This window comes from Azospira sp. (genome assembly GCF_030247495.1).
GTDB classification, from domain to species: Bacteria; Pseudomonadota; Gammaproteobacteria; order Burkholderiales; family Rhodocyclaceae; genus Azospira; species Azospira oryzae.
In genome coordinates, this window is record NZ_JAOTRW010000009.1 from 133,675 (window position 1) to 153,776 (window position 20,102).

General features: G+C 66.5%; 15 protein-coding genes. 9 read left to right on the top strand and 6 right to left on the bottom strand.

Annotation, left to right across the window (positions count from 1 at the left end; all coding sequences use genetic code 11):
• Window positions 1-10 precede the first annotated feature (10 nt).
• Window positions 11-844, top strand: coding sequence for an NADPH-dependent 7-cyano-7-deazaguanine reductase QueF (gene queF / locus OEL49_RS14320; protein ID WP_287875299.1), 834 nt, complete (start codon window positions 11-13; stop codon window positions 842-844).
• A 51-nt stretch (window positions 845-895) separates the two neighbouring features.
• Here the strand turns inward: queF and OEL49_RS14325 are convergent, their stop codons facing one another.
• Entirely contained in the window at window positions 896-3,097 is a 2,202-nt protein-coding gene (locus OEL49_RS14325) for a putative bifunctional diguanylate cyclase/phosphodiesterase (RefSeq protein WP_287875301.1), read from the bottom strand.
• 301 nt (window positions 3,098-3,398) lie between these two features.
• On the opposite strand from OEL49_RS14325, the gene OEL49_RS14330 reads away from it, so the two are divergent.
• From OEL49_RS14330 to OEL49_RS14355, 6 genes are all read left to right on the top strand, one after another.
• Window positions 3,399-3,647, top strand: a complete 249-nt coding sequence (locus OEL49_RS14330; protein WP_014235622.1) for a chaperone NapD — start codon at window positions 3,399-3,401, stop codon at window positions 3,645-3,647.
• A 1-nt stretch (window position 3,648) separates the two neighbouring features.
• A complete protein-coding gene (gene napA, locus OEL49_RS14335; RefSeq protein WP_287875303.1) occupies window positions 3,649-6,174 on the top strand; it encodes a nitrate reductase catalytic subunit NapA in 2,526 nt (841 codons plus the stop codon).
• 89 nt (window positions 6,175-6,263) lie between these two features.
• Window positions 6,264-7,244, top strand: a complete 981-nt coding sequence (gene napG / locus OEL49_RS14340; protein ID WP_014235624.1) for a ferredoxin-type protein NapG — start codon at window positions 6,264-6,266, stop codon at window positions 7,242-7,244.
• Entirely contained in the window at window positions 7,241-8,161 is a 921-nt protein-coding gene (gene napH / locus OEL49_RS14345) for a quinol dehydrogenase ferredoxin subunit NapH (protein WP_287875306.1), read from the top strand. The genes napG and napH overlap by 4 nt, the downstream gene beginning before the upstream one ends.
• 10 nt (window positions 8,162-8,171) lie before the next feature.
• Window positions 8,172-8,648, top strand: a complete 477-nt coding sequence (locus OEL49_RS14350; RefSeq protein WP_130459820.1) for a nitrate reductase cytochrome c-type subunit — start codon at window positions 8,172-8,174, stop codon at window positions 8,646-8,648.
• A gap of 318 nt (window positions 8,649-8,966) precedes the next feature.
• Window positions 8,967-9,443 carry a VOC family protein gene (locus tag OEL49_RS14355; RefSeq protein WP_014235627.1) on the top strand — a complete coding sequence of 159 codons (477 nt, stop codon included), beginning with the start codon at window positions 8,967-8,969 and terminating at the stop codon, window positions 9,441-9,443.
• Window positions 9,444-9,523: 80 nt separating this feature from the next.
• Here OEL49_RS14355 and OEL49_RS14360 read toward each other — a convergent pair whose 3' ends face one another.
• Window positions 9,524-11,398, bottom strand: a complete 1,875-nt coding sequence (locus OEL49_RS14360) for a 7TM diverse intracellular signaling domain-containing protein (protein WP_287875308.1) — start codon at window positions 11,396-11,398, stop codon at window positions 9,524-9,526.
• Window positions 11,399-11,494: 96 nt separating this feature from the next.
• Here OEL49_RS14360 and OEL49_RS14365 point away from each other — a divergent pair, with 96 nt between their 5' ends.
• Window positions 11,495-12,598 carry a hypothetical protein gene (locus OEL49_RS14365; protein ID WP_287875310.1) on the top strand — a complete coding sequence of 368 codons (1,104 nt, stop codon included), beginning with the start codon at window positions 11,495-11,497 and terminating at the stop codon, window positions 12,596-12,598.
• Between the two features lie 131 nt (window positions 12,599-12,729).
• Window positions 12,730-12,930, top strand: coding sequence for a hypothetical protein (locus OEL49_RS14370; RefSeq protein ID WP_014235630.1), 201 nt, complete (start codon window positions 12,730-12,732; stop codon window positions 12,928-12,930).
• Between the two features lie 87 nt (window positions 12,931-13,017).
• Here OEL49_RS14370 and accC read toward each other — a convergent pair whose 3' ends face one another.
• Genes accC through scpA form a run of 4 tightly spaced genes read right to left on the bottom strand, consistent with a single transcriptional unit; the run spans window position 13,018 to window position 19,813 of the window.
• Entirely contained in the window at window positions 13,018-15,009 is a 1,992-nt protein-coding gene (gene accC / locus OEL49_RS14375; protein WP_014235631.1) for an acetyl-CoA carboxylase biotin carboxylase subunit, read from the bottom strand.
• Window positions 15,010-15,029: 20 nt separating this feature from the next.
• Window positions 15,030-16,562 (bottom strand): acyl-CoA carboxylase subunit beta, encoded by a 1,533-nt coding sequence (locus tag OEL49_RS14380; RefSeq protein ID WP_014235632.1) that lies wholly within the window; start codon window positions 16,560-16,562, stop codon window positions 15,030-15,032.
• A gap of 47 nt (window positions 16,563-16,609) precedes the next feature.
• Window positions 16,610-17,638 (bottom strand): methylmalonyl Co-A mutase-associated GTPase MeaB, encoded by a 1,029-nt coding sequence (gene meaB / locus OEL49_RS14385; RefSeq protein WP_014235633.1) that lies wholly within the window; start codon window positions 17,636-17,638, stop codon window positions 16,610-16,612.
• A gap of 9 nt (window positions 17,639-17,647) precedes the next feature.
• Window positions 17,648-19,813, bottom strand: coding sequence for a methylmalonyl-CoA mutase (gene scpA, locus OEL49_RS14390; RefSeq protein ID WP_287875313.1), 2,166 nt, complete (start codon window positions 19,811-19,813; stop codon window positions 17,648-17,650).
• Window positions 19,814-20,102: the final 289 nt, after the last annotated feature.

Consider the following 20,102-nt stretch of genomic DNA (forward strand, 5'->3'; position numbering starts at 1 on the left):
AATCCGCCCCATGACCATCGATCCCAGCGCCCTCTCCCCTCTCGGCAAGGCCAGCGAGTACCGCTGCCATTACGCCCCGGAACTGCTCTTTCCCATCCCGCGCCAGCTGAAGCGGGACGAGATCGGCATCGACCCGGCCCGCCTGCCCTTCGTCGGCGAGGACCTGTGGAACGCCTACGAGATTTCCTGGCTCAATCCCCGGGGCAAGCCGGTGGTGGCCCTGGGCACCTTCCGCATCCCGGCGCAGACGCCCCACCTGATCGAATCCAAGTCCTTCAAGCTGTACCTGAATTCCTTCAACCAGAGCCCCTTCGCCGACGCGGAAACGGTGGCCGCCACCCTGGCCCGGGATCTTTCCGCCGCCGCCGGCGGCCAGGTGACGGTGCAGCTGGAGCCTCTGGCAGGGCAGCCGCGGCCCCGGGTGGATTACCCCTCGGGCATCCTGCTGGACGAGCTGGACATCGAGTGCGACCGCTACCAGCCGGCGCCGGAACTGCTGCAGGCCGATGCCGGCCGCTGCGTCGAGGAAACCCTCTATTCCCACCTGCTCAAGTCCAACTGCCTGGTCACCGGCCAACCCGACTGGGGCATGGTGGTGGTGCGCTACCGGGGCCCGGCCATCGACCGCGCCGCCCTGCTGCGCTACATCGTGTCCTTCCGCGGCCACAACGAGTTCCATGAGCAGTGCGTGGAGCGCATCTTCTGCGACATCAGCGCCCGCTGCGCGCCCCAGTCCCTGGCCGTGTATGCCCGCTACACCCGGCGCGGCGGCCTGGACATCAATCCCTTCCGCAGCAGCGGCGAGTTCCTGCCGCCCGACAACATCCGGGAAGTGCGGCAGTAGTTTTCCGTTGGGGGAAATGGGGGCGGCCGGCGCTGTGGCAGCGCCGGGCCGTCAGGACAGGCGCTGGCTGAGGAAGGCGCTGAAGTTGTCCGCCGGCAGGGGCTTGGCGAAGTAGTAGCCCTGGGCTTCGTCGCAGCCCAGCTCCTGCAGCAGGGCGAGGATTTCCGCCGTTTCCACCCCTTCGGCGATGGTCTTCAGTCCCAGGCTGCGGGCCAGCTGGATGATGGCCCGCACGATGGCGGCGTCGTCCGGATCGCTGCAGAGGTCGCGCACGAAGGACTGGTCCACCTTCAGCTTGTCCACGGCGAAGCGCTTCAGGTAGGAAAGGCTGGAATAGCCGGTGCCGAAGTCGTCGATGGACATCTGCACACCGATGGCGTTGAGGCGCTGCACCGTGCCCAGGATGTTCTCCGCATCCTGGATCAGGATCGATTCGGTCAGTTCCAGTTCCAGACAGCGGGAAGGCAGGGCGGAGGTGGCCAGGGCGCTGGCCACCGTACCCACCAGGTCGCCACGCATGAACTGTACGGCGGAAAGATTGACCGCCACCACCAGGGGCGGCAGGCCGGCCCGCTGCCAGGCGGCGGCCTGATGGCAGGCCATGCGGATCACCCATTCGCCGATGGGCACGATCAGGCCCGTGTCCTCGGCGATGCCGATGAAGCGGCCCGGGGCCAGCAGGCCCAGTTCCGGATGCTGCCAGCGGATCAGGGCCTCGGCACCGATCACTTCCTGGGTGCGCAAATCGATCTGGGGCTGGTAGTGCAGCACGAACTCGTTGCGCGCCAGGGCCAGGCGCAGGTCGTTACTCAGGCGCAGGCGCTCGCCCACGTCCTTGTCCATTTCCCGGTCGAAAAAGCGGTAGCCGTTGCGGCCGGCGCCCTTGGCCCGGTACATGGCCGTATCCGCCTTTTTCAGCAGGGTGTCGAAATCGCCGCCGTCGTCGGGGAAAAGGGAAACGCCGATGGAAACGGAGGTGGACAGGTCGTGGCCCTGGATTTCGAAGGGCGCCTGCATCTGCTCCACGATGCGGCTCACCAGGCTCTCCGCCAGCCGGGACTGCTCCAGGTCTTCCAGCAGGATGAGGAACTCGTCGCCACCCTGGCGGCTGACCGTGCTGCCGGCCGGCACCAGGGACTGCAGGCGCTGGCCGATGGCCTGCAGCAGCAGGTCGCCCAGGGTGTGGCCGAGGGAGTCGTTCACCGTCTTGAAATTGTCCAGATCGATATAGACCAGGCCCACCCGGGAGGACTGGTCCCGGGCCCGCTCCACCGCCCGCTCGAAACGTTCCCGCACCAGGATGCGGTTGGGCAGTTCGGTCAGGGGGTCGTGGTAGGCGAGGAACTGGATGCGCGCCTCCGCCGCCTGGCGCTCGGCCATCTCCAGGCTCAGGCGCAGGTAGGGATCGCGCACGCTGGAGACGAACACTGCCTTGTAGATCCAGAAATAGGCGATGACCTTGTAGGTGTGGCCGAGCAGCTGGAACACGTCATTGACGTTGGAGTACAGGGTGAAGCACAGCTCCGAGAGGATGGTGATGAGCACCGCGGTAAACAGGTTGGCGGCGTCGAAGGCGGGCTTGCCCTGGGTCTTCGGATAGAGGATCACCGCAGTGGCGCCGAGGATGGCGATGAGGCCGTATTCGGCGGCGATCTTGAGACCGGTGAGGCCCACCCCGGGCACGAACATGGTGGGCCAGAAATCCGGCAGGTAAAGCTCCGAGACGAACACCGCGGCGGTCACCAGCAGGGCCCACAGCATCAGCCGGTAGCGGTCCCGGGGGCGGGCCAGGGGCTGCCAGGGGCGCAGGGCGATGGTGAGCAGGGTCAGGGCCGCCACGTAGCGGGCCGCCAGCCAGAAGGTGATGGCCTTCTGGGGCGAGGAGGGCGTGACGAAGTCGGGCATGCCCCGGTAGGAGAGGGTATGGCCGAAATCCAGCAGGGCCACGGCGAGGAAGCCGCAGGCCAGGATCATCAGGTTGCCCGCCCGCTCCCGGCTGTAGGCATGCCAGGAGACGGCGAAGACCAGCACGGAGACGACGAAGGAGAAGCTCTCCATCACCGTGTGCAGGGTCAGGGGGAAGATGGTGTCGCTCTGTTTGAGGCCGCCCAGGGGCGGCAGCAGCCAGACCACGACGAAAAGCAGGGAAAGGACGATCACCAGGCCCCAAGGAATGGGGCTGTAGCGGGTCAGGGGAGCGGCCTCCGGGGGGGCGGCTGCGGGCGTCGAGAGAATGGGCAGGGGCCGGGACATGGGTGGGTGGGAAAACAAGCCTTCTGGGGAATCGGGGCTGTTACTCGAACCGCCGGCCTGCCGGCATGGGGCGGGCCTTGTTGTGGGTCATTCTCATTAACCCCGATGCGGCGGAAAACCGCACCAGGCAAAGCCCGATCAGGCTAACCGAAGCCCGGTGACTTTTCAAATCACCTACATCCTGCGGGGGCTTTTTTTCGCTTTTGATTCACATCATAAACCTGGGTTTCCGTAGGGGCATAGAGTGGTCGAACCTTGAGCCGGCCCTTCGAGCCGTGCCTGCCGATTGGGGGAATCATCCGTGAATATTTCCAGCATTCTGGTCAACGCCGGGCCGCAGCAGATCGCGGCCGTCGAGGCGGGTCTGGCGACCTTGGCGGGCGTGGAGGTCCACGCCGTCTCCGAAGAGGGCCGCATGATCGTCACCATCGAGAGCGACGGCGACCGGGAAACCACCCAAACCTACGAGGCGATACAGCAGCTGCCGGGCGTCATGTCCCTGGCCATGGTGTATCACCACTTCGAACCTGATCCCGAGAAGGAGTCCTGAGATGAACCTGACCCGTCGCGACTTTATCAAGAGCAGCGCCGTCGCCGCCGCCGCCAACGCCGCCGGCATGGCGGTGCCCGGCGTATCCGAAGCCCTGGCGCAGCAGCCGAAGAATGACGGCATCCGCTGGGACAAGGGCGTCTGCCGCTTCTGCGGCACCGGCTGCGGTGTCCTGGTGGGCACCAAGGACGGCCGCGTGGTGGCCACCCAGGGCGATCCGGAAGCGCCGGTGAACCGGGGCCTCAACTGCATCAAGGGTTACTTCCTCTCCAAGATCATGTACGGCAAGGACCGCCTGACCCAGCCCCTGCTGCGCATGAAGAACGGCCAGTACGACAAGAACGGCGACTTCACCCCCATTTCCTGGGACCAGGCCTACGACATCATGGCCGAGAAGTGCAAGGCCGCCCTCAAGGCCGGCGGCCCGCGCAACATCGCCATGTTCGGCTCCGGCCAGTGGACCATCTGGGAAGGCTACGCCGCCGCCAAGCTGTGGAAGGCCGGGTTCCGCTCCAACAACCTGGACCCCAACGCCCGCCACTGCATGGCTTCCGCCGTGGCCGGCTTCATGCGCACCTTCGGCATCGACGAGCCCATGGGCTGCTATGACGATGCGGAGCACGCCGACGTGTTCGCCCTGTGGGGCTCCAACATGGCGGAGATGCACCCCATCCTCTGGTCCCGCATCACCGACCGCCGCCTCAACGCCAAGCACGTCAAGATCCACGTGCTGTCCACCTTCACCCACCGCTCCTGCGAGCTGGCCGACAACGAGCTGATCTTCAAGCCCCAGTCCGACCTGGCCATCCTCAACTACATCGCCAACTACATCATCCAGAACGGCGCGGTGAACCAGGACTTCGTCAAGAACCACGTCAAGTTCAAGAAGGGCGTCACCGACATCGGCTACGGCCTGCGTCCCAACCACCCCCTGGAACAGGCCGCCGGCAACAACGGCTACCCGGGCCCGGACGGCAAGCCCAAGGGCGACCCCAACAAGGCCACCGACATCTCCTTCGACGAGTTCAAGGCCTTCGTCGCCGAATACACGCTGGACAAGACCCACGAGATTTCCGGCGTGCCGAAGGAGAACCTGGAAGCCCTGGCCAAGGCCTATGCCGATCCCAAGGTGAAGGTCGTCTCCTACTGGACCATGGGCTTCAACCAGCACACCCGGGGCACCTGGGTGAACAACATGATCTACAACGTGCACCTGCTGGTGGGCAAGATCTCCGAACCGGGCAACGGCCCCTTCTCCCTCACCGGCCAGCCTTCCGCCTGCGGCACGGCCCGGGAAGTGGGCACCTTCGCCCATCGCCTGCCCGCCGACATGGTGGTGGTCAATCCCAAGCACCGGGAAATCACCGAGAAGCTGTGGAAGCTGCCCGCCGGCACCATCCCCGACTGGGTGGGTCTGCACGCCGTGGCCCAGAGCCGCGCCCTGAAGGACGGCAAGGTGGCCTTCTTCTGGTCCACCACCACCAACAACATGCAGGCCGGCCCCAACATCAACGGCGAGGTCTACCCGGGCTGGCGCAATCCGGCCGCCTTCGTGGTGCACTCCGACGTCTATCCCACCGTCTCCGCCCTGGCTGCCGACCTGATCCTGCCCTCCGCCATGTGGATGGAGAAGGAAGGCGCCTACGGCAACGCCGAGCGCCGCACCCAGTTCTGGCGCCAGCAGGTCAAGCCCCAGGGCCAGGCCCGCTCCGACGTGCTGCAGTACGTGGAATTCTCCAAGCGCTTCAAGATGGAGGAAGTGTGGCCCGCCGAGCTGCTGGACAAGGCGCCCGAGTACAAGGGAAAAACCCTCTATGACGTGCTCTACGCCAACGGCGAAGTGAACAAGTACCCCGTCTCCGACCAGCTGAAGGGCTTCGAGAACGAGGAAGGCAAGGTCCTCGGCTTCTACCTGCAGAAGGGCCTGTTCGAGGAATACGCCGCCTTCGGCCGCGGCCATGGCCACGACCTGGCCGCCTTCGACACCTATCACAAGGCCCGCGGCCTGCGCTGGCCGGTGGTGGACAACAAGGAAACCCTGTGGCGCTTCCGCGAAGGCTACGACCCCTACGTCAAGGCCGGCGAGAAGGTGCGCTTCTACGGCTTCCCCGACGGCAAGGCGGTGGTCTTCGCCCTGCCCTACCAGCCTGCCGCCGAGCAGCCGGACAGCGAGTACGACCTGTGGCTCTGTACCGGCCGCGTGCTGGAGCACTGGCACACCGGCTCCATGACCCGGCGTGTGCCCGAGCTGTACAAGGCCATGCCCGACGCCTGGATCTACATGCATCCGGAAGACGCCAAGAAGCGCGGCCTGCAGCGCGGCGACACGGTCAAGGTGCAGTCCCGCCGCGGCGAGATTTCCACCCGGGTGGAAACCCGGGGCCGCAACAAGCCGCCCCTGGGCCTGGTCTTCGTGCCCTTCTTCGACGAGCACCGGCTGGTGAACAAGCTGACCCTGGACGCCACCTGCCCCATCTCGAAAGAGACGGACTTCAAGAAGTGCGCCTGCAAGGTGGTCAAGGCCTAAGCACCTACACAACCGGGTAAGGCATCAGGGAGGCCGGCGGGGCGGACGGTTAAGTCCGCCCCCAGTCGGTTCCCGCCGCCGGTCACGCCATGAGCGATCTTTCCAACTCCCCCCCTGCCAAGTCCGACAAGGCTGCGGCGGCCCGGCGCCAGTTCTTCGCCGACGCCGGCCGCATGGCCTGCGGCGTCGGCCTGCTGGGCCTCGGCCTGGGCTTCCATGCCAAGCAGGCCCGGGCCCTGCCGCCGGCGGCCCTGCGCCCGCCCGGCGCCGGCGCGGAGGAGGACTTTCTCGGTGCCTGCATCCGTTGCGGCCTGTGCGTGCGCGACTGTCCCTATGGCACCCTGTCCCTGGCCCGGCCGGAGCAGCCGGTCTCCACCGGCACGCCCTATTTCGTTGCCCGCCAGGTGCCCTGCGAGATGTGCGAGGACATCCCCTGCGTCAAGGCCTGCCCCACCGGCGCCCTGGACCACGGCCTCACCGACATCAACCAGGCCCGCATGGGCCTGGCGGTCCTGCTCGACCAGGAGACCTGCCTCAATTTCCTCGGCCTGCGCTGCGACGTCTGCTACCGGGTGTGCCCGGTGATCGACAAGGCCATCACCCTGGAGCTGCGGCCCAACACCCGCACCGGCCGCCACAGCATGTTCATTCCCACGGTGCATTCCGAGCACTGTACGGGCTGCGGCAAATGCGAGCGCTCCTGCGTCCTCGAAACCGCCGCCATCAAGGTCCTGCCCGTGCCCCTGGCCAAGGGCGAGCTGGGCCAGCACTACCGGGTCGGCTGGGAGGAAGAGAAGAAGGCCGGCCATTCCCTGGTGGACGACAAGGGCCTGGGCGACCTGCCGGACCGCATGCCTGAAGGCGCCCGTCTGGAGGGTCACTTCGACCCTGCCAGCCAGGGAGGCCCGTCCCTCGCCCCCGGCAAGCCGGCCACCCCGGGCAGCGGCGTCGATAGCCTGGCGCCGAGCATCCCCGGTGCCGACGCCCATGGACCGGGCGTTCCGGCCATACCCCAGAACATCCCCGGTGGCGGCTTGCCCAACCGGCTTTCCGACGAGGCGGCGCGATGAGCTTCCTCTCTCCCCGTTTCCCCGCCGCCCTGGCCGCCAAGGGCCGGCTCGGCGCCAACCGCTGGCTGCTGCTGCGGCGCCTGTCCCAGGTCGGCATCCTGGGCCTGTTCCTGCTCGGCCCCCTGGCCGGCCTGTGGCTGGTCAAGGGCAACCTCAGCTACAGCCTGACCCTGGACACCCTGCCCCTGGCCGATCCCCTGCTGGTGCTGCAGGTGCTGTTCTCCGGCCATCGCCCCGAGGGCCTGGCCCTGCTCGGCGCCGCCATCGTCCTCGCCTTCTACCTGCTGGTGGGCGGCCGGGTGTATTGCTCCTGGGTCTGCCCCATGAACCTGGTCACCGACCTGGCCGGCTGGCTGCGGGAGCGCCTCGGCCTCAAGGGCAGCGCCCACATCAGCCGCCGCAGCCGCTACTGGATCCTGGGGCTGACCCTGCTACTGCCCCTGGCCGGCGCCGGCCTGGCCTGGGAGCTGATCAATCCGGTATCCATGCTGCACCGGGGCCTCATCTTCGGCCTGGGCGCTGCCTGGACCGTGGTCCTCGCCATTTTCCTGCTGGACCTGCTGATCATGAGCCGGGGCTGGTGCGGCCACCTGTGTCCGGTGGGCGCCTTCTACGGCCTGCTCGGCCGCACCAGCCTGCTGCGGGTCAGCGCCCGCCGGCGCCAGGAGTGCGACGACTGCATGGACTGCTTCGCCGCCTGCCCCGAACCCCAGGTCATCCGCCCCGCCCTCAAGGGCGAGGCCAACGGCAGCGGCCCGGTCATCCTGGCCTCTGCCTGCACCAACTGCGGCCGCTGCATCGACGTTTGCGCCAAGGACGTCTTCGTCTTCGGCAGCCGCTTCAACCAGCACACCCAGTGCTGCGCCCCGGCCGGGGAGGCCGAAGGCCAGACAGACCATCGCAAGACCATCCATTGAGGAGCCGACCATGAACCGACTGCACAAACTGACCCTGGCCATCCTGGCCGCCTCCTTCGCCTGCCTGGCCCAGGCCGCCGATGCGCCCAAAACCATGCGCGGCGCCGACATTCCCGCCGGCGACCCGGCCCCCGAGGTGAAAGCCTACGCCGGCAAGAAGCCGGGCCTGCAACAGCCCATTGCCCGCACCTACAAGGAGCAGCCGCCGGTGATTCCCCACGCGGTGGACAACTTCGACGAGATCACCCTGGAAGAGAACCAGTGCCTGACCTGCCACGGTCCGGAAAAGTACAAGGAGAAGAAGGCCCCGAAGATCGGCGAGAGCCACTTCATCGACCGGGAAGGCAAGCAGCACGCCGAAGTCACCCACCTGCGCCACAACTGCGTGCAGTGCCACGTGCCCCAGGTGGATGCCCCGCCCCTGGTGGAAAACACCTTCGTCGGCAACATCGCCGCCAGCAAGGACGCCAAGGCCAAGAAGAAATAAGCAGACCGTTGCGCCTGCCGGCAGCAACGGCGATTGCCATCACTTCCGGGTCCGCCCGGTTACAGAGGGAAGCGGAGCACCTGCGGCGGCGGGGCTCCGCTTTTTTTTTCGCGCCCCATCGTGCCGGACAGGTGGCGTGAGGCGGCATCCTCCTCCGTCCGCCCGGGGCCGGTGTCCGCCCTGGAGCATCGCCCCGGGAGCCCGCCCGGGCTCCACCCCCGGATTCCGGCCCCGAGTACCGCTCGCCCCTCTCCCTGGGCGGCAGTCCGCTCTGTATAATTATGTATTTTTAATTCCACCGATTTCAGGAGCCTCTCCATGTCCCAGCGTCCCTTCAAAGTTCTCGGCATCCAGCAGATCGCCATCGGCGGCCCTTCCAAGGACAAGCTGAAGACCCTGTGGGTCGACATGCTGGGCCTGGAAGTCACCGGCAATTTCGTCTCCGAGCGGGAAAACGTGGACGAGGACATCTGCGCCATGGGCAAGGGCCCCTTCAAGGTCGAAGTGGACCTGATGCAGCCCCTGGACCCGGAAAAGAAGCCGGCGGTGCACACCACCCCCCTCAACCACGTGGGCCTGTGGATCGACGACCTGCCCAAGGCCGTGGAATGGCTGACGGCCAACGGCGTGCGCTTCGCCCCCGGCGGCATCCGCAAGGGTGCGGCCGGTTTCGACATCTGCTTCCTGCACCCCAAGGGCAACGAGGAATCCCCCATCGGCGGCGAAGGCGTGCTGATCGAACTGGTGCAGGCTCCCGCCGAAGTGGTGGACGCCTTCGCCAAGCTGGCCGGCTGAGCAGCGCCGCCCACAGGCTTCCGCAATGAAAAAGGCCGCCCGCGGGCGGCCTTTTGCACGTTCACGCTGCCCGCAACGTCCTACTGGCCCACCTGACGGAAGGTGTTGCGGCCGGCCCGCTTGGCTTCGTACATGGCCTCGTCGGCACGCCTGAGCAGGGTCTGGGCGTCCTCCCCGTCCTCCGGATAGAAGGCCAGGCCGGCGCTGGCGGAGACCAGCAGTTCCCGCCCCTCCAGCACCACCGGCCGGCTCATTTCCGCCACCACCTTGGCCGCCACCTGGCGCCCGTCCTCCACCGCCGCCAGATCCTCCAGCACCAGCACGAACTCGTCGCCGCCCAGGCGCGCCACCGTATCCACCGCCCGCACCGAGCGTTGCAGGCGGTCCGCCAGCACCACCAGCAACTGGTCGCCCACGGCATGACCATGCTCATCGTTGATCGGCTTGAAACCGTCCAGGTCGATCAGCAGCAGGGCCAGACGGGTGCCGTTGCGCCGCCCCACCGCCAGACCATGGCTGATGCGGTCGTCGAGCAGCAGACGGTTGGCCAGCCCGGTCAGGGGATCGTGCCGCGCCATGCGCTGCAACTGCTGCTCGTTGGCCAGCAGGCGATCGTTGGCGGCGGCCAGGTCCCGGGTCCGTTCCGCCACCCGGGCCTCCAGCAGTTGCTCATTGCTGCGCAGGGCGTTGACCAGGTCCTGCTTGCTGTGGAGAGCCTCGCCCTGGGCCAGTTCCCGGGCCAGGCGCTCGGCCTGGATGCGGTCGGCCAGGGCAAAGGAGAGCAGCAGCATCTCCAGGGCCGAACCGATCTGCATGCCGTAGGAAGTGAACAGGGTGGTGGGCAGCCAGCCCAGGTTGCGCAGGGCCATCATGCCCACCCCCACCAGCAGCAGGGACCAGGCCAGGAGGAAGTAGCGGGCCCCCGGGTGGCGCCGCAGCTGGGCATGGACGCCCACCGCCACGGCCACGGCGGAAAAGGCGGCACCCAGCAGGGAGGTGAGGATGGCGGCCCAGCGGTAAGGCAGCAGGGCCGGCCCCAGGGCGGCCACGGCAAAGCCGGCGGCCAGGGCCAGGATCAGCTTGTCGGCCCGGGGATTGCTGCGCCGGGTATTGAGGAAGAGGCGGGTAAAAATGGCACCGAAGAAGCCGGTGGCGGCAAAGCCCGAGGGCAGGGCCACATTGCCCCAGGCGGGGAAGGCCGGCCAGATGTATTCGTTGCCCAGGCCGTTGAGGGACAGCTGGCCCACCGCCATGCTCACGGCGAAGGCCACATAGACCAGATAGATGCGCTCCCGCAGGGCGAAGAAGAGCAGCAGGTTGTACAGGCCCAGGGCCAGCAGCATGCCGTAGTAGAGGGAGAAGCCGGCGTAGGCGTCCTGGTTGTGCAGGCGGAAGGCATCCGGCGTCCACAGGGTCAGGGGCAAAGTCAGGCTGCCCTCCGACTCGACCCGCAGATAGAGGGCGAGGGACTCGCCGGGTCCCAACTCCAGGGGCAGCACCAGATTGCGGTTGGGATAGGGGCGTTCGGCAAAGGGCAGGCGGTCCCCGGTTAACTGGTAGTCGACGCGGCCGTCGGCCCGGGGCAGGAACAGCTCCACCCGGTCAAGGGAGGGAAAGGCGATCTCCAGCAGCCACGGGCTGGAACGCTGCAGGCGGGACTCCAGGGGAATGCGCAGCCAGAAGGCGGAAGAGGAATAGCCGAAGTTCAATTCGCCCAGGGCATGGGCCGGCGCGAAGCGGCCTGCGGCGGCGGCCTGCCGCACGGCGGCCAGGTCGAGCTTGCCGCCCGGGTCTTCCAGCACTTCCACGTGGGGCACCAGGGCAAAGCTGCCGTCGTCCTGATCAAGCACCAGGGGATGGGCCCGGACGACGGCAGGCAGCAGGAGCAGGAAAAACAGGAGGGCCTGCCACAGCAAGGCCGGGCGGTCTCTGGGAGCCGAGGGGGAGTGGAACACGGATGTCTCCGCTTGTATTTATGCCCGCATTCTAACCACAGACGTCCCCGGGCAGAGGAGTAAAATGCCCCATCCACCGATCCTTCCGCCCCTGCCATGAGCGTTGCCCCGCCCTCCCCCTCCCAGCGTCAGGCCCGCAGCCGTTACCAGCGGGGCATGCTGGCCTGGCTGCAACAGCCGGGGGACCCGGCCGGGCTGCCGGAGATGCGGGCTGCGGTGCGCCACCTGGAAGCCGCCGCCGGCGGCGACTTCGCCCCCTTCTGGCACAGTGCCGAAGTGTTCCTACGCGCCATCTCCGACGGCACCCTGGCGGTGGATGCGGAATCCCGCCGCCTCTGCGCCCGCATCGACCTGCAGATGCGGGCCGCCCTGAATGGCAGCGAAGCCCCCGAGGGCGGCCTGGCCGAGGAACTGCAGCAGTGCATCCGCCAGGGGGCCGGCCAGCTGCCGCCGGTGACCGAACTGATTTCCCTGATGGCCAAGCCCGAGGCCCCGGACCTGGACGCTGAGGCGGTAGCCGCCTGGAGCGCCGCCGGCAACGCCGCCGTGGCCGCCTGGAACGGGCGCGGCAGCGGCGATCTGGCTCCCTTCCGGCGGGCCCTGATCGACCTCTGCGCCGCCGCCATGAGCCTCAACCTGCCGGAGACCCTGCACCTGGCCGAATCCCTGGCCGGCGTCGGCGACCTTCTCGACGCCCCGGAGGCGGCCGAGGACCCCTACCTGCGCGCCGCCATCGCCGCCGCCCTGGAACTGCTCGGCGACACCCGGGACCTGGGCCTGCCGATCTTCGCCGAACGGGTGGCCCACGTCGCCCAGCGCCTGGCGGAATGCCGGGAAAGCCAGCGTCCCGCCGTCTCGCCCACCCTGCTGCGCCTCTTTGCCGGCGAAATCGGCGAGCAGGCGGCCCTGATGCGGGAGGAACTGGCCTGCCTGGAACCGGATGGGGAAGCCCTGGCCGAATCGGCCCACTGCCTGGCAGACCACGCCGCCCACCTGGAACTGGACAGTGCCGAAGCCCTGGCCCAGGGTCTGGCGGCGGCCATCGTCCGGGCCCAGGCCGGCCACGGTTTCGACCACCCGGAAGTCCGCGAGGCCCTGGAAGCGGCCCTGGCCGAACTGGACACCATGGCCGACTTTCTCCTGGTGGCCCAACCCCTGCCCGAAGCCACGGACATCCTGGAAATCCTGGCCCAGGTCTGACGCGGCACCGCGTCTGCCGCCGCCGGCCTCCCTCCCTCGCCGTAATATCCATGTAAGCAACAGGGTATTTACTGGCCTTGCCGGCCCGCCGCCAGACGGCGCAGGCGGGCAGCCAGCCCAGGGAGAAAAAAATGAACCAGATGCCGCTAGTACCGCCCGGCAGGGACACCCTGCCCAGGATCGAACGCCTGCTGCGCCGCGAGCTGGCGCTGTTCTTCACCCTGTGCGCCCTCCTCGGCGCCTTCCTGGCCTACGGCGCCCTGCGCACCCTGGCCTCGCCCTCCGCCCCGCCCCATCCCGTGCTGCAAGCCCGGGCCGACGTCCGGCCATAAAAAAAGGGCCGGTAGAACCGGCCCTTGGGCAATCCTGCCGCCGTCACCTGAGGGCGACGGCGGGCGGGATGAGGCGGCAGCCGCCGCTTATTCGAACTCGATGATGATTTCGTCCACCGACAGGCTGGAGCCGGCGGTGACGGAGATCTTCTTCACCTTGCAGTCCTGTTCGGCCTTGAGGATGTTCTCCATCTTCATGGCTTCGATGACGGCCAGCTTCTCGCCGGCCTTCACCTCCTGACCGACGGCGACGGACACTTCGCGCAGCAGGCCCGGCATGGGGGACAGCAGGAACTTGGAGAGGTCGGGAGCGGCCTTTTCCGGCATGAGGGCCAGCAGTTCGGCGGCACGGGCAGACATCACCATCATGTCGGCGCGAGTGCCCCAGTGGAACAGCTGGTAGGTCATGCGGTGGCGTTCCACCTGCAGGGTGAATTCCTCGCCGTTGCAGGTGCCGTTGAACAGGGACTGACCCTGGCGCCAGTCGGAGAGAAGCTCGTACTTCTCGCCGTTGTAGGTCACCAGATAGCCGCCCTCGATGGGCTTGGCCACCACGGGGTGACGTTCGCCGTTGCGGATCACCACCCACTCGTCGCCCACCTTGCGCTCGTGGCCCGGCAGCTGGCCGGAAACCTGGGCGGCGCGGTCGATGTAGCGGCGATGCACGAAGGCGGCGACGCCGATCAGCAGGGCCGGATCGTCGTGGGGCACCATGGAGGCGTCGAAGCCCTTCGGGTATTCCTTGGCGATGAAGCCGGTGTCGAAGATGCCGGACTGGAAGCGGGCGTGCTGCATCAGGGCGGCCTGGAACGGGATGTTCGAGGAGATGCCGCGGATGACGAAGCCGTTCAGGGCGTCACGCATGCGGGCGATGGCCTGCTCGCGGGAAGCGCCGTGCACGATCAGCTTGGCGATCATGGAGTCGTAGTACATGGAGATTTCGCCGCCGTCGTAGACGCCGGTATCCACACGCACCTGACCATCCACTTCGGCCGGCGGCTGGAACTTCACCAGGCGGCCGGTGGAGGGCAGGAAGCCGCGGAAGGGGTCTTCCGCGTTGATCCGGCACTCCATGGCCCAGCCGTTGATCTGCACGTCGGCCTGGGTCAGGGGCAGCTTCTCGCCGTAGGCGACGCGGATCATCTGTTCCACCAGGTCGAGGCCGGTGATCAGTTCGGTGACGGGGTGCTCCACCTGCAGACGGGTGTTCATCTCCAGGAAGTAGAACTCCTTGGTGGCGCCGGAGACCACGAACTCCACCGTACCGGCGGATTCGTAATTCACGGCCCGGGCCAGGGCCACGGCCTGCTCGCCCATGGCCTTGCGCATTTCCGGGTCGACGAAGGGGCTCGGCGCCTCTTCGATGACCTTCTGGTGCCGGCGCTGGATGGAGCAGTCGCGCTCGTTCAGGTACACGTAGTTGCCGTGGGAGTCGCCCAGCACCTGGATTTCGATGTGGCGGGGTTCCAGCACGTACTTCTCGATGAAGACGCGGTCGTCGCCGAAGGAGTTGCGGGCTTCGTTGACGCAGGAGGAGAAGCCTTCGTGGGCTTCGGCGTCGTTGTAGGCCACGCGCAGGCCCTTGCCGCCGCCGCCGGCGGAGGCCTTGATCATCACTGGGTAGCCGATCTTCTTGGCGATTTCCACGGCGGCGTCGGGGCCGTCGATGGCATCGTTGTAGCCGGGGATGGTGTTGACCTTGGCTTCGATGGCCAGCTTCTTGGACTCGATCTTGTCGCCCATCTTGGCGATGGAGTAGTGCTTGGGACCGATGAACTTGATGCCTTCCTCTTCCAGACGGCGGGAGAACTCGGCGTTCTCGGAGAGGAAGCCGTAGCCGGGGTGCACCGCCTCGGCGCCGGTCTGCTTGCAGGCGGCGATGATCTTGTCGGCGACCAGGTAGGATTCCTTGGAAGCGGCCGGGCCGATGCAGACGGCTTCGTCGGCCATCTCCACGAACAGGGCGTCCTTGTCAGCCTCGGAGTAAACGGCGACAGTCTTGATGCCCATCTTGCGGGCGGTCTTGATGACGCGGCAGGCGATTTCGCCGCGGTTGGCAATCAGGATTTTCTTAAACATGTTTTAGTCCTTCCCGTCGCTTACAGCGGAATGTTGCCGTGCTTGCGCCACGGGTTGTCGAGTTTCTTGTCACGCAGCATGGCCAAGGAACGGCAGATCCGCTTGCGGGTCTCGTTGGGCATGATGACGTCGTCGATGAAGCCACGGGCACCGGCCACGAAGGGGTTGGCGAACTTGGCCTTGTATTCGGCTTCGCGCTCGGCCAGCTTGGCGGGGTCGTTCTTCTCTTCGCGGAAGATGATTTCCACGGCGCCCTTGGGGCCCATCACGGCAATTTCGGCGCTGGGCCAGGCCAGGTTCACGTCGCCGCGCAGGTGCTTGGAGGACATCACGTCGTAGGCGCCACCGTAGGCCTTGCGGGTGATCAGGGTGACCTTCGGCACGGTGCATTCGGCGTAGGCGTAGAGCAGCTTGGCGCCGTGCTTGATGATGCCGCCGTATTCCTGGGAGGTGCCGGGCATGAAGCCGGGCACATCCACCAGGGTCACCACGGGGATGTTGAAGGCGTCGCAGAAGCGCACGAAGCGGGCAGCCTTGATGGAGGACTTGATGTCCAGGCAGCCGGCCAGCACCAGGGGCTGGTTGGCGACGATGCCGACGGGGTGGCCATCCATGCGGGCGAAGCCGGTGATGATGTTCTTGGCGTAGTCCGGCTGGATTTCGAAGAAGTCGCAATCATCAACCATCTTGATGATCAGTTCCTTCATGTCGTAGGGCTTGTTGGCGTTGTCCGGCACCAGGGTGTCGAGGGAGAAGTCCAGACGCTCGGCAGGATCGTTGGTCTTCTGCACCGGGGGCTTTTCCCGGTTGTTGGCGGGCAGGAAGTTCACCAGGCGACGCAGGTAGTTCAGGGCTTCCACGTCGTTCTCGAAGGCCAGGTCGGCCACACCGGACTTGGTGGTGTGGGTCACGGCGCCGCCCAGTTCCTCGGCGGTCACTTCTTCGTGGGTCACGGTCTTCACCACTTCGGGACCGGTGACGAACATGTAGGAGGAATCCTTCACCATGAAGATGAAGTCGGTCATGGCCGGGGAATACACGGCGCCGCCGGCACAGGGGCCCATGATCATGGAGATCTGGGGGATCACGCCGGAGGCCATGACGTTGCGCTGGAACACGTCGGCGTAGCCGCCCAGGGAGGCAACGCCTTCCTGAATACGGGCGCCGCCGGAGTCGTTCAGGCCGATCACGGGAGCGCCGACCTTCATGGCGTGGTCCATGACCTTGCAGATTTTCTCGGCGTGGGTCTCGGAGAGGGAGCCGCCGAAGACGGTGAAGTCCTGGGAGAAAACGAAGACCAGACGGCCGTTGATGGTGCCGTAGCCGGTGACGACGCCGTCACCCGGGTTCTTGGTCTCGGCCATGCCGAAGTCGGTGCAGCGGTGCTCCTTGAACATGTCCCATTCCTCGAAGGAATCGGGATCGAGCAGCAGCTCGAGGCGTTCGCGGGCGGTCAGCTTGCCCTTCTTGTGCTGGCTGTCGATGCGCTTCTGGCCACCGCCGAGGCGGGCGGCTTCGCGCTTTTTCTCCAGCTCGTGAATGATGTCGTGCATGTGGACTTCTCCCAATGGGTCGAAACAGGGTCGAAAGGTTTGAAACGTTATTCGGATGGCGAATCGGTTCGCAGGTCGCCCAACAGCTTGTAAGCCGCCGCGGCCGGCGTGGTGCGGCCCTGGGTCACCGCTTGGGTGAGCCCGGGCAGGTCCCGGCGCACCGCCGGGTGGTTACGGAAATACTGGCGCAGGCCGGAATCGATCAGGCTCCACATCCAGTCGATGGACTGGCGCTGGCGCCGGGCCTCGAACTCGCCGGTGGGCGTCAGGGCCTGGCGGTACTTTTCCACCTGGGCCCAGAAGTCGCCGATGCCTTCCTTGTGCAGGGCCGACAGGGTGATCACCGGCGGCGCCCAGTTGGGGCTGGCGTGGCGCAGCATGTGCAGGGCGTTGTTCCACTGGGCCCGCACCACCTGGGCGGCCCGGGGGTCGATGTCGGCCTTGTTGATGACCACCATGTCGGCGATCTCGACGATGCCTTTCTTGATGGCCTGCAGGTCGTCGCCGGCATTGGGCAGCTGCAGCAGGCAGAACATATCCACCATGCCGGCCACCGTGGTCTCGGACTGGCCGACGCCGACGGTCTCGACGATGATCACGTCGAAGCCGGCGGCCTCGCACAGCAGCATGGCTTCCCGGGTCTTTTCGGCGACGCCGCCCAGGCTGCCGGCGGAGGGGGACGGCCGGATGAAGGCCTCCTCGCGCTGGCACAGGGTTTCCATGCGGGTCTTGTCACCCAGGATGGAGCCGCCGGAGACGGAGGAGGAAGGATCCACCGCCAGCACGGCCAGGCGATGGCCCCGTTCGATCAGGTGGATGCCCAGGGCTTCGATGAAGGTGGACTTGCCGGCGCCGGGGACGCCGGAAATGCCGATGCGGATGGCCTTGCCCGTGTGGGGCAGAAGGGAGGCGAGCACCTGCTGGGCCCGCACCTGATGGTCGGCCCGGCTGGACTCGATCAGGGTGATGGCCTTGGCCAGGGCCCGGCGCTGACGCGCCAGGACCCCGTCCACCAGGGCCTGGTCGGCCCCGGCGAGGGAGTGCTGCCCCACCGTGGAGGCTTCCGACATCTGCATCGTCAAGGCTTAGCCGCGGGACTTGCGGATTTCTTCCAGAACGCGCTTGGCGGAATCTTCGATTCGGGTACCGGGGCCGAAGATAGCCTTGGCGCCTGCGGCGTAGAGGGTATCGTAATCCTGGGCGGGAATGACGCCGCCGGCGAAGACGATGATGTCGTCGGCGCCCTGTTCCTTGAGGGAGTTCACCAGGGCCGGCAGCAGGGTCTTGTGACCGGCGGCCAGGGAGGAAACGCCGATGGCGTGCACGTCGTTTTCCACGGCCTGGCGGGCGGCTTCTTCCGGGGTCTGGAAGAGGGGGCCCATGTCGATGTCGAAGCCCAGGTCGGCGAAGGCGGTGGCCACCACCTTGGCGCCACGGTCGTGGCCGTCTTGGCCCAGCTTGGCGATCATGATGCGGGGGCGACGGCCTTCTTCTTCGGCAAACTTGGCGATGTCGGCCTTGATGGATTCCCAGCTTTCCTGTCCTTCCACGACGCCTCCATAAACACCGGAAATGGTCTGGTTGTTGGCGCGGAAGCGGCCGAAGACCTTTTCCAGGGCATCGGACACTTCGCCCACGGTGGCGCGCAGGCGGATGGCCTTGACGCTCAGGTCCAGCAGGTTGCCCTCGCCGCTCTCGGCGCACTGGGTCAGGGCATCCAGGGCGGCCTGCACGGCGGCGCTGTCGCGGCTGGCGCGGATCTTCTTCAGGCGGGCGATCTGGGCTTCGCGCACGGCGTGGTTGTCGATGTCCAGAATGTCGATCTGGTCTTCCTTGGCCAGCTTGTACTTGTTCACGCCGACGATGACGTCCTTGCCGGAGTCGATGCGCGCCTGCTTGTCGGCGGCGCAGGTTTCCACCTGCATCTTGGCCCAGCCGGATTCCACGGCCTTGGTCATGCCGCCCATGGCTTCGATTTCCTGGATGATGCTCCAGGCCTTGTCGGCCATGTCCTGGGTCAGCTTTTCCATCATGTAGGAACCGGCCCAGGGGTCCACCACGTTACAGATGTGGGTTTCTTCCTGGATGATGAGCTGGGTGTTGCGGGCGATGCGGGCGGAGAATTCCGTCGGCAGGGCGATGGCCTCGTCCAGGGCGTTGGTGTGCAGGGACTGGGTGCCGCCGAAGACGGCCGCCATGGCCTCGATGGTGGTGCGCACCACGTTGTTGTACGGGTCCTGCTCGGTGAGGGACCAGCCGGAGGTCTGGCTGTGGGTCCGCAGCATGAGGGACTTGGCGCTCTTGGGATTGAACTGGCTCATGATGCGGTGCCACAGCATCCGGCCGGCGCGCATCTTGGCGATTTCCAGGTAGAAGTTCATGCCCACCGCCCAGAAGAAGGACAGACGGCCGGCGAAGGCGTCCACATCGAGGCCGGAGGCGATGCCGGTGCGCACGTACTCCATGCCGTCAGCCAGGGTGAAGGCCAGTTCGATGGCCTGGTTGGCCCCGGCTTCCTGGATGTGATAACCCGAGATGGAAATCGAGTTGAACTTGGGCATGTGCTGCGCGGTGTAGCCGAAGATGTCGGAGATGATCTTCATCGACGGCTTGGGCGGATAGATATAGGTGTTGCGGACCATGAACTCCTTCAGGATGTCGTTCTGGATGGTGCCGGACAACTGTTCCTGGGAGACGCCCTGCTCTTCGGCGGCGACGATGTAGCCGGCCAGGATGGGCAGCACGGCGCCGTTCATGGTCATGGAAACGGAAATCTTGTCGAGGGGGATGCCGTCGAAGAGGATCTTCATGTCCTCGACGGAATCGATGGCCACGCCGGCCTTGCCGACGTCGCCCAGGACCCGGGGATTGTCCGAGTCGTAGCCGCGGTGGGTGGCCAGGTCGAAGGCCACGGAAACGCCCTGGCCGCCGGCTGCCAGAGCCTTGCGGTAGAAGGCGTTGGATTCTTCAGCGGTGGAGAAGCCCGCGTACTGGCGGATGGTCCACGGCCGCACGGCGTACATGGTGGCCTGGGGGCCGCGCAGATAGGGGGCGAAGCCGGGCAGGGTGTCGGCGTAGGGCAGATTCTCCACGTCCTTCTTGGTGTACAGGGGCTTGACGGTCAGGCCTTCCGGCGTGATCCAGTTGAGCGCATTGACGTCGCCGCCGGGAGCGGACTTGGCGGCGGCCTTGGCCCAGGCGTCCAGGTTGTCGGAATTGGGCAATTGGGGCTTGGATGCGTCGGCAGACATGTCAGACCTTTCTCGGTACACCCGCCGCATGCCAGAGGCGCTGCGACGGCTAGATTTTCGATTCTACGCCGCCCAAACAGGCGGCGGGGAAGGGCTTGCTAAGGGAGCGCCGGCAGCCATGAACCCGCTTCTCGGCCAGCTTGACATCCCGAACCCTGGATAATACTGTATCCATAATTATGAATGCAATACTTGCCAACTGGGCTATAATTGCGCCCTGCTTGCGGCTTGCGTAATGCTTGGCTTATTACGTAACGCATAGGGCAAAGACACCAGACTCTGCGTCCGG